Genomic DNA, 9681 nt, shown 5'->3' with positions numbered 1-9681 from the left:
AAAATCCACGATGACTATTTTATTGTAATTAATTGATTATAAACAGCATAACACCCTTTTGAGCTTCCGATTTTTCAACCCCATTGAAAAGCCCCGCGGTCACAACCGGTTTTCGGAAAAAGAATGGGTGCTGTCCGAGCGAGCCGAAGGCTCGTGAGTTCACACATTCCCGAAAAACGGGCCGTGAACGAGGAAAAAGGCTTTTCACCGGGGTGCCCTTTCCTTGGTTACTTCCTTTGGGCAAGCAAAGGAAGTAACATCTAAAGGAAGTAACATCTATAAAAAGTGTTCTTAAAAAATGGGGGGTGCCACCCGATTTACATGCCCTTGACAGCAATAAAACAACACATTTCGTCATGGGGCTCGTGAAAAATATACTTTTGCACAGCCCTCCTAATTCACCGTATATCGGCTCCGAGCGCCCGTATTTTTTCCCAGAATCCTGGGAAGGTCACATCCGCCGCTTCGGCGGTGTCTATGGTAACAGGTCCGTCCGCGGCGCACCCCGCGACAGCGCATGCCATCACTACCCGGTGATCGCCGTGCCCGTGAACGCTGCCGCCTTTCAGACCGGTTCCCCTGATTTCGAGGCCGTCCGGAAGCTCGGTGATATCGCCCCCGAGCTTTGCCAGTTCCTGCGCCATGACCGCTATCCGGTCGGTTTCCTTGATACGCGCCTGTTTCACATTGCGGAGGACTGTCGTGCCCTCGGCGAAACAGGCGCATGCCGCGAGCATGGGCAGCGCATCGGGGATAGCGTTCATATCCACCGTCGTACCCCTGAGCGATCCGCCGCGAACGATTATGGCCTCGTCCGTAACCGTAATATCCGCTCCCATTTCACGGAGAATGGTGATAACCTCCTTGTCGCCCTGGGGATCGTCCATTTCGAGACCGTGCAGCCGCACCTCGCCGCCGGCAAGAACGCCCGCGCAGAGCATGAACGTCGCCGAAGAAAAATCGCCCGGCACCCTGCGACGGAAGGCATGATAGGACTGCCCGCCCCTGATAGCGATCTTCCCCATCGCCTCATCGGTTGTCAGTTCGATACCCTGAGACGTGAGCCAGTTCATGGTCATGGCGACATAAGGCCGCTCGTTGAGCACGGTTACCGTGATCTCGGTATCGTTTCCGGCAAGCGGGCATGCCATGAGGAGACTCGACAGATACTGGGAGCTTATCGCGGCAACGCTCGTTTTTCCGCCCTGTATTCTTCCACGGACAGCGAGGGGCGCGCAGCCGTTGTCACGCGTCGAAAATATCCCGACGCCGAGCCTTCCGAGAGCCTCGATAAGCGGTGCCGCAGTACGCCTGCGGATCTGGTCGTCGCCCGTGAGAACCGTCCAGCCGTCCACGAGCGATGCGGTTCCCATGATCATGTAGAGCGTCGTACCCGAGTTGCCCACATCGATGACATTATCGGGTATACGGGGTCTCCCGCCGGTTCCCGCGACAGTCCACTGTGATGGCGAACGGTCGACACGGGCGCCGAATGCGCCGACAGCGGATGCCGCCGAACGGGTATCGAGGGAATCGAGAGGCTCCTCTATAACCGATTCCCCGTCCGCAAGCGCCCCGATAATCAACGCCCGTATGGTGTGTGATTTCGAGCCCGGAATGGCGACGGAACCGCTCAGACGGGATTTTCGTACGGTCACTTTCATTGATGTCCACGCCTCATTATATACTCGATCCTGTCTGTTCGCATAATCATACAGAACACTGAGTTACACGGATTAATATTTTCCGGTTTATCTGAAAATACATCGGTGGATTACGGTGCTGAAACCCCGGTCTGGTGTCTGGAATCACCGTGATCAGTCATTCCCGAATCTTTAATCGGGAATCCATCCACATTCTGCATATATTTTCATCCTTCGTTGTAACCATGTATGGTCATTGAGGTTTTCTTCAAGTTTAAAAGTATCATTGATCCCCCTCGGCTTTGCCGTTTCCCCTTACAAAATAAAGGTGAACCATCTCCCCCTTTAAAAAAAGGAGGGATGCCGCAGGCAGGGGGGATCACATACTATCGGAAGAAATTATCGATTCTCATTTAAAAGTTTTCTATGCTTATCAAACCGGATAACCGGATTATTTAATATCGTGCACCTTATCAGTGATTTATGAACTCCGGCCTCTGGTTTATCGTTTTACATGTTGTACCTTTTTTCCCCTTGTGCCTTATGCCTTATGCCTTGTGCCTTATGCCTTATGCCTTGTGCCTTATGCCTTATGCCTTATGCCTTGTGCCTGTCTCTTTGTGCCATCGTGCCTTCGTGGTAAAAATTTTAATGAATAATCCATGTTAGACAAATCACGCTTGTAAATCTATCTCATCAGAAGCATCCGATGTGATACAACCTGCTCGCCCATCTGCAAACGAACGAAGTAAATTCCTGAGGGAACAGACATTCCTTTATCAGTCTTTCCGCTCCATGCCGCCGAGTATATCCCCGGAGAGTAATAACCGGACACCAGAGCGCCGATATGCTGTCCGAGAATGTTGAACACATCCATGCTCACATATCCGGCCGATGGAACAGAAAACCCGATCTCTGTCGAGGGATTGAACGGGTTGGGATAGTTCCCCGTTATTCCGAACGGTGTCCCCGGCGCGTCCGATCGATCAACCGATGTCTGTGTCGGAAGGGTCTCGTCCGAGAATATCACACGGCCGAATTTGTCGGGTGCATGAAATCCACGTTTGTCTGTCTGGTTCCATGCGGTGAGCTCCGGCGAGACGCCCTCGGCGCGTATATACTCGTACCGGTAGAGATTGAGACGCCATGCATCGCCGTTTTTGGGCGGAAAATTCATGGTGGGCGCGGTGAACGCCAGTCCCTTGAACGGCAATGCAGCCTCGCATATCCACCGCACATCGGTATCGCTTTTATCGTTCAGGGTTCCCTCCACACCGATACCCGCGGTGAAACCATCGAGATTCCATGCGAAATCGCTCTTCCCGCCCTCGGAATAAGCCTTGGTCATGCGCAGATCGAGCAGGGTGCCGAGGGGGCTTATCTCGAATTCGAGATAGTCCAGACCGTCGCCGTCCGGATCGATGAATATCTCCGTAACCTCCTCTTCCCAGAGGTGGGCGTCATGTGCGGTATACGTTGCCCAGACATCGGGGTCTTCACAGATGAATGCGATATAGAGGCTGGTGTCGTCCCAGAGCATCTTCGCCCGTGTCGGGTAAACAGCCATAGCGCCATCGGTGTATACGACAAACGTCCCGGTGGTTGCGGCTTCCTCCCATGCTGCTTCTGTCAGATGCCCGTCAATGACAGGCGGAACCGCAGTACGTTTGACAGTATACTCATTGATTGTCTGGGCATTGCCCATACCGCAGGACAAAACCACGGATACCAGTACACTCATCGCGTATCTATACATTACTACTTCCCATGAAAGTGAATTTAAGTCACAGGTATACCCCGAACCTGAGCACGCAGTCAGTTTCTGCCTGAACATCATCGATACTGTGAGCATTGCGCCATGAGCATACCGGGGTTACAGAAACGGAGCGCATAATAATATAATGTGTTAAAGCATGGCAGAGCAAGAGATTTAGAATATCATAAACATGTAGTGTTTAGACGTACTTTTCATTTCCGGCATCTCATTGCATTTCAGACCATTACCGGTATTGCTGAACGATCTCTTTTGAAATTCCGGTTATCCAGTTTAGTAAGCTCAGAAAAACTTTTTAACTGGAATTGGATACCTTTGAAGTAATTATCAGTAGCATGCTCGAATAACTGAAATAATGCTTTTCTTCCCTCTCCTGTTTACGGGAGAGGGATCGAGGGTGAGGGTAATAATTCTATGAAATACAGTAAAATGGCCCTTATCTCTGACCATTATTCCAAACAGGGAAAATGAAACTGATTACCGATATGAGCATGGTCTTTTTCATTTTTTCAAAGGTTTCAATTGATAATTTCTTCCGATAGTATATGATCCCTTCTGACTGCGGCATCCCTCTTTTTTAGGGGGGGAGCGGTTTTGGGGGCACTTTCATCTCCCTTTGTTTTATAAGGGGGAAACGGCGAAGCCGAGGGGGATCAATCATATGAGCCGATTTAACTGTATAACCGGATTGGAAATTGAAAACACTATTTCACAAAAATGACCTTTCCGAATCTGTCGGGAGCATGGAAACCGCGTTTTTTGTCGGTCATGTTCCATGCGGACAGCTCGTTTTTCTTTTCGCCGGTTCGCACATATTCATACCGGTAGAGATTGAGGCGCCACGTATCGCCGTTTTTGGGCGGGAAATTCATGGAAGGCGCGCTGAATGCCATCGTTTTGAACGGGAAAGCGAGTTCACATACCCATTTCGTATCGGTATCGCTCATGTCGTTGAGCGTGCCGTCAACCCAGACGCCGACCTTGATTCCCTCGAATTTCCACTCGAGGTTGGCCTTCCCCTTCTTGGCAAATTCCTTGCTCAATACGAGATCCATGACCGTCTTGAGCGGATTGATTTCCGTCTCGATGTAGTTCAGACCGTCGCCGTCGGGATCGATAAAAACCTCGGCGACCTCTTCCTGGCACAGACAGGGATCGCCCGGCGACCATGAGGTCATCTCTCCCCACACATCTTTGTCGGTCATGATAAAAGCGATGTAGAGATACTCGTCATCCCAGAGCATCTTCGCCTGTGTGGGAAACTCTGTCGGAGAGCCATCGAAATAAACAACGAATCTGTCGGTCAGGGGAGCGGTATTCCAGTCCGGTTCGGTCAATTTCCCGTCTATCTGAAGGGGCGATGCAGCCCGCTTCACCGTGTATTCTTTGATTGACTGGGCATACGACATCCCTGCGGCAACGATAATTCCCGCCAGCATGGTCACAATTATTTTTCTCATCATTTCTCCTCTGTGAGTTCAAGTAAGATATTACTGGCCATCCTCCATAATCCACAATGAATTGTTTTGTAATACATTGTTTACAAATAGAATATAGAACATTAAAACCTGTGATTTTATAAACACGTTGAAAAGCCCCGCGATCACAAGCGTTTTTCGGAAAAAGAATGGGTGCTGTCCGAGCGAGCCGAAGGCTCGTGAGTTCACACATTCCCGAAAAACGGGCCGTGACCGTGGAAAAAGGCTTTTCACGGGGTGCCCTTTCCTTGGTTACTTCCTTTGGGCACGCAAAGGAAGTAACATAAAAAAAGTGTTCTTTAAAATGGGGGGCTTCAGAGAACAGCTTCACCTGGCTCCCCTAAAAATCCACGATGACTTTTTTTTAATAACACCTTTTGGAGCTTCCGATTTTTCAACCCCATTGAAAAGCCCCGCGGTCACAACCGGTTTTCGGAAAAAGAATGGGTGCTGTCCGAGCGAGCCGAAGGCTCGTGAGTTCACACATTCCCGAAAAACGGGCAGTGAACGGGGAATAAGGCTTTTCACGGGGGTGCCCTTTCCTTGGTTACTTCCTTTGGGCAAGCAAAGGAAGTAACATCTAAAAAAAGTGTTCTTAACCCGGATTTATCTGAAAATGCAATTACGGTTCCCGGTGCTGAAGCCCCGGCATGGTGTTGGGAATTTCTGTAACGCCGTCATTCCCGAATCTTTAAGAGGGCTGTGAAAAAGTATCTTTTTCACCACGCCCCATGACGAAATGTGTTTGTTTTATTGTAGGAGCAACCCCCCGTGGTTGCCCACTATAGAAAAATCCCCCTTCTATTATATTCATGAATAGGCAAACCATCTACTGTTTCAGCTTGCAGGTGGAAATCCCGAAAATCGTATACAGCATACAATATCCGATAAGACCGGTAGCGATGGGAATAATGCCTATGACTCCCCACCAGCTTTTAAAATAGAAGCCGACAGCGATAATCACGATTCCTACGATAATCCGCAGAACCTTGTCGATTGTTCCCACATTCCGTTTCATATGGCGCTCCCGTTGAAAAGATTATTTTAAACCACAGAATGTGACTTTCCTCTTCAGAAAATAGTCGGGCATTCTCATATCCCCGATACAGCAGCGTCTGACCTCGAGCATGGTACCGTTCTCATCCTTGTACCCGTATCCGTGCTGATCGAACACGATGGGTACGCCGTTGTACTCGCCAAGCAAAAGCTGGGCATGCCCGCCGCAGCTCTGGAGGGTAACAAAGGGCTCGTTTTTCAGAATGCCGCGGTATTGCTCCTCCTTGCCGATATCGGGCATAAGTACCGTTTCATTATGACCATAGATGCTGAACAGCCCGCCGTGCCATGGCAGTCTGAAACCGAAAACGGAAAAGATATCCCGGTATGTGTTTTCGTGCTGACGGCCGAACCATGCCCCCGTCCAGTCATACGAATTATCGAGGAGCTTGAACGCGGTCACAACGATGTTACGGCGCGTGTAGGGAAGCCAGCCCTGGTGGACATCCGCATCAGGCCGGAGATAGCAGTTCGCCGATGTGAGCGAACCGTCCATGCTGCGTACCGGAACCCTGATCTGCTTTCCCATCGTCACAGGCAGACGGTCGCCCATACGGAGCCATCCCGAGGAATAGATGCATGTGGGGTCGGAATAGAACTGGATGCGGTCGCCCGTGCAGACAATGAAATTCTTCGGATTCGAGAATTCCTCGACCTGGTCGGCAGGCCCGAACGCGATATCTTCCGCCCGCGCCCAGCCATACCCCTCGGTGCATAGGATAAGGAGGAATTCACCTGATTTCGAGGGATAGAACACGGTTACCGGGCTGCATATTTTAACGATACCGATGGTCCACATCTCCCATTTTGTCTTGCCGCTATCGGTAATACCCATGCTGCCGGGGAAAAAGGAGGGAATGTTTCTCAACTGGGTGTTTCTCACCGCGATTCCGTTACGGATTTTGATGTTTTTAGGAACATTATCGAGGGCCATCTCGTCCTCGAATTTCTTCAGTTCCCAGTCGGCATACTTGACAGCGAGATTGTTACCATAATCCTGTTTATGGAGATACTCGATCTGGATAGCGATTCGGCTCCTGACCGTATCGGCCACAGCGGACGGGCTTATTTTGCTGAAATCCGTAACGGTATAAACATGACCGGGCCACCAGTACGATAATTCATATAAACGTTCTTTTGCTATTCCCTTGAACGGGTCCGCCGACCGCATTCTCTCCTCGTAAGCCATATTCATGCCTTCTATGGCCTCCGGAGTGAGGATGACCTCATCGGGATTCTTCATACGGGCTATCCAGTATTCCGTGGTTTTCATTTCCGGTGTGGTTCCCGGTAAAACATCAGGCGCCCTGTTATACAACTCCGCAAAAGCACTTATCACAGCGACACACGCGCCGAGCATACACAAACCGATAACTTTTTGCACCCTGTTCACGTTGTACCTCCCTCATGCAGAACATTTTCGTTTACATATACCATAAAACAAACCCGGATTTATCTCAAAATTCATCGACTGTTCCCGGTGCTGAAGCCTCGGCCCGGCAGCGGATGTTGCTGTAACGCCGTCATTCCCGAATCTTTAATCGGGAATCCATTCGCGACCTGCATATATTTTTCATCCTTCGTTGTGAATATCTATGTTATTCAGTTAACCCTGATTTATCTGAAAATTCATCGACTGTTCCCGGTGCTGAAGACTCGGCCCGGCAGCGGATGTTGCTGTAACGCCGTCATTCCCGAATCTTTAATCGGGAATCCATATACAATCTGCAAACATTTTTAAATAAAACAAATTATTACATGAATTATCTTTCTCCGTGTTCCCCGTGTCTCCGTGGTGAAATTTGTTATGATATTTTCATGCAAGATCGGGTTAATCAACGATATCAAAAAAATTAATCCACGTAAATCCGCGTTCAATGATAATTCCTGAATTGAACGGACTAAACAATCTTTCGCCATTACGGATCAACAATATCTTCGAGCTTTTTCTCCCTTTTTTCAGAATCGAGATGATCCATGATAATGTTATGAATATCGGTATTTTCCACAAGACCTTCAAGTGCAATCTCCTTACCGCCGAACAGGCCGCCGAAAAATTCCTTCCTGTTGAGCATGGCAAAATAACCGACATCCTCTCCGGTGTGCCCCTTCCAGTCTATCCACTGAATCGCAATGGGTTTGCCGTGATCGTTCACCGGGAAACCGTTCGTATTCAGGGTATAATGGGTGAATCCCGCGTCATCGTAGGATATGATCGTTCCGTCGGCCGCTTTCATGCCCACAAGGTAAGGGCCACCGCAGCCGTGGTCGGGTACGACGATGACAAAGGTATCGTTGTTCTCGCGGGCGAATTCCATGACAATCCCGATCGTTTTGTCGCAGGATATGCCTTCCCAGAGAAAACGGTCCGTGTCATGCCCGTGGGCGGCATGATCGATGAGACCTGCTTCCACGAGGAGGAAAAAGCCCTTCTTGTTTTTCGAGAGTACATCGAGCGCCTTACGGGTCATTTCCCAGAGTCCCGGTTCGCCGAGGTTGTTCTTTTCACGGTCGAGCTCGTAATCCATGTGACTCGGGCTGAAGAGTCCCACAATCTTTTTCGTTCCTGCGGGATCGATCCTGTCCAGACCTGCCCTGTCATGGATATAGCTGTATCCTTTTTCCTGCATCTCCGCTATGAGATTACGGGAATCCGTGCGTTTCGAGGGTTTTCCATCTTCATCGGATGCTCCCTGAGGAATCATGTACTCACGTCCTCCGCCCATGATCACATCGACGCCGGAATTGACTAGATCGAGCGCAATCAGCTCGGCCCAGCCACGGTCGGCGCGGTGTGAATAGAACGCCGCGGGCGTTGCATCGAGAATACTTGTCGTTGTGACAAGACCCGTGGCCAGTCCCTTCTTCCGGGCTGATTCGACAATGTTCCTGAGCGGCCGTCCCGTAAGGGAATCCCCGCGAACGGTAGCGGGTGACATCCCGATAACGCCGTTGTTCGTCTTGACACCGCAGGCATAAGCGGTTGCCGCGGCGGCGGAATCCGTTATCATGGCGTTTGCCGAGTATGTTCTGCACCGGCCCTGCATGGGCAGACGGTCGATATTGAGTTTACCATCCGTCCCGACCGTCATCGCCCGTATAGCCGACCAGATTGGAATGGAGCATCCGTCCGGGACAATGAGGATGACATTCCTTCCCGCCGGGGCAGAGGAAGCTAACATCATGAAACACATTACCATTACGTCAATTTTTTTCATGAAACTGCATTCCTTTCAGAAGCGTTGTGATAAACACCTTTTACGTTGATATAAGCTGTCAAGGGTCAGCGCGAAGTACCGATCCCCGATTAATGATTCGGGGACATGCTTACATGCTGACGACCCTCCAAAATCCACGATGATTTGTATTGTAATGCGTTGATTATAAATAGAATATAGACCATTAAAGCCTGTGAATTTATAAACCCCTTTGAAAAGCCCCGCGGTCACAACCGGTTTTCGGAAAAAGAATGGGTGCTGTCCGAGCGAGCCGAAGGCTCGTGAGTTCACACATTCCCGAAAAACGGGCCGTGACCGTGGAAACAGGCTTTTCACGGGGTGCCCTTTCCTTGGTTACTTCCTTTTGGCACGCAAAGGAAGTAACATCTATAGGAAGTAACATCTAAAAAGTATTTTTTTTTAATAGGTGCTGTCCGGAACATCTTCACCTGATCCCTCAAAATCCATGACTTTTTATTGTAACAAACAGCATAACACCTTTTTGGAGTTTC

The 9681-nt window shown here is 49.8% G+C and carries 6 protein-coding genes; all 6 read right to left on the bottom strand.

From position 1 onward, the window contains the following. Positions 1–398: 398 nt before the first annotated feature. Entirely contained in the window at positions 399–1664 is a 1266-nt protein-coding gene (gene aroA, locus LLG96_07415) for a 3-phosphoshikimate 1-carboxyvinyltransferase (protein MCE5250033.1), read from the bottom strand. Positions 1665–2331: 667 nt separating this feature from the next. Next, a complete protein-coding gene (locus tag LLG96_07410) occupies positions 2332–3399 on the bottom strand; it encodes a T9SS type A sorting domain-containing protein (GenBank protein MCE5250032.1) in 1068 nt (355 codons plus the stop codon). A gap of 722 nt (positions 3400–4121) precedes the next feature. Beyond that, positions 4122–4877, bottom strand: a complete 756-nt coding sequence (locus LLG96_07405) for a carbohydrate-binding family 9-like protein (protein ID MCE5250031.1) — start codon at positions 4875–4877, stop codon at positions 4122–4124. An 847-nt stretch (positions 4878–5724) separates the two neighbouring features. Further along, positions 5725–5913: a DUF2892 domain-containing protein gene (locus tag LLG96_07400; GenBank protein MCE5250030.1), complete on the bottom strand. Its 189-nt coding sequence runs from the start codon at positions 5911–5913 to the stop codon at positions 5725–5727. Between the two features lie 21 nt (positions 5914–5934). Beyond that, entirely contained in the window at positions 5935–7344 is a 1410-nt protein-coding gene (locus LLG96_07395; protein MCE5250029.1) for a hypothetical protein, read from the bottom strand. Between the two features lie 526 nt (positions 7345–7870). Continuing rightward, positions 7871–9169, bottom strand: a complete 1299-nt coding sequence (locus LLG96_07390) for an alkaline phosphatase (protein ID MCE5250028.1) — start codon at positions 9167–9169, stop codon at positions 7871–7873. Positions 9170–9681: the final 512 nt, after the last annotated feature.

This window comes from bacterium, from assembly GCA_021372535.1.
Taxonomy (GTDB): domain Bacteria; phylum Latescibacterota; class Latescibacteria; order Latescibacterales; family Latescibacteraceae; genus JAFGMP01.
This window is presented reverse-complemented; position numbering and strand designations above follow the sequence as displayed.

Bases quoted from the DNA above. Each gene is read 5' to 3' on its own strand.
- aroA (MCE5250033.1), bottom strand. From the start codon at position 1,664: ATGAAAGTGACCGTACGAAAATCCCGTCTGAGCGGTTCCGTCGCCATT.
- LLG96_07390 (MCE5250028.1), bottom strand. From the start codon at position 9,169: ATGAAAAAAATTGACGTAATGGTAATGTGTTTCATGATGTTAGCTTCC.
- LLG96_07400 (MCE5250030.1), bottom strand. From the start codon at position 5,913: ATGAAACGGAATGTGGGAACAATCGACAAGGTTCTGCGGATTATCGTA.
- LLG96_07405 (MCE5250031.1), bottom strand. From the start codon at position 4,877: ATGAGAAAAATAATTGTGACCATGCTGGCGGGAATTATCGTTGCCGCA.
- LLG96_07410 (MCE5250032.1), bottom strand. From the start codon at position 3,399: ATGTATAGATACGCGATGAGTGTACTGGTATCCGTGGTTTTGTCCTGC.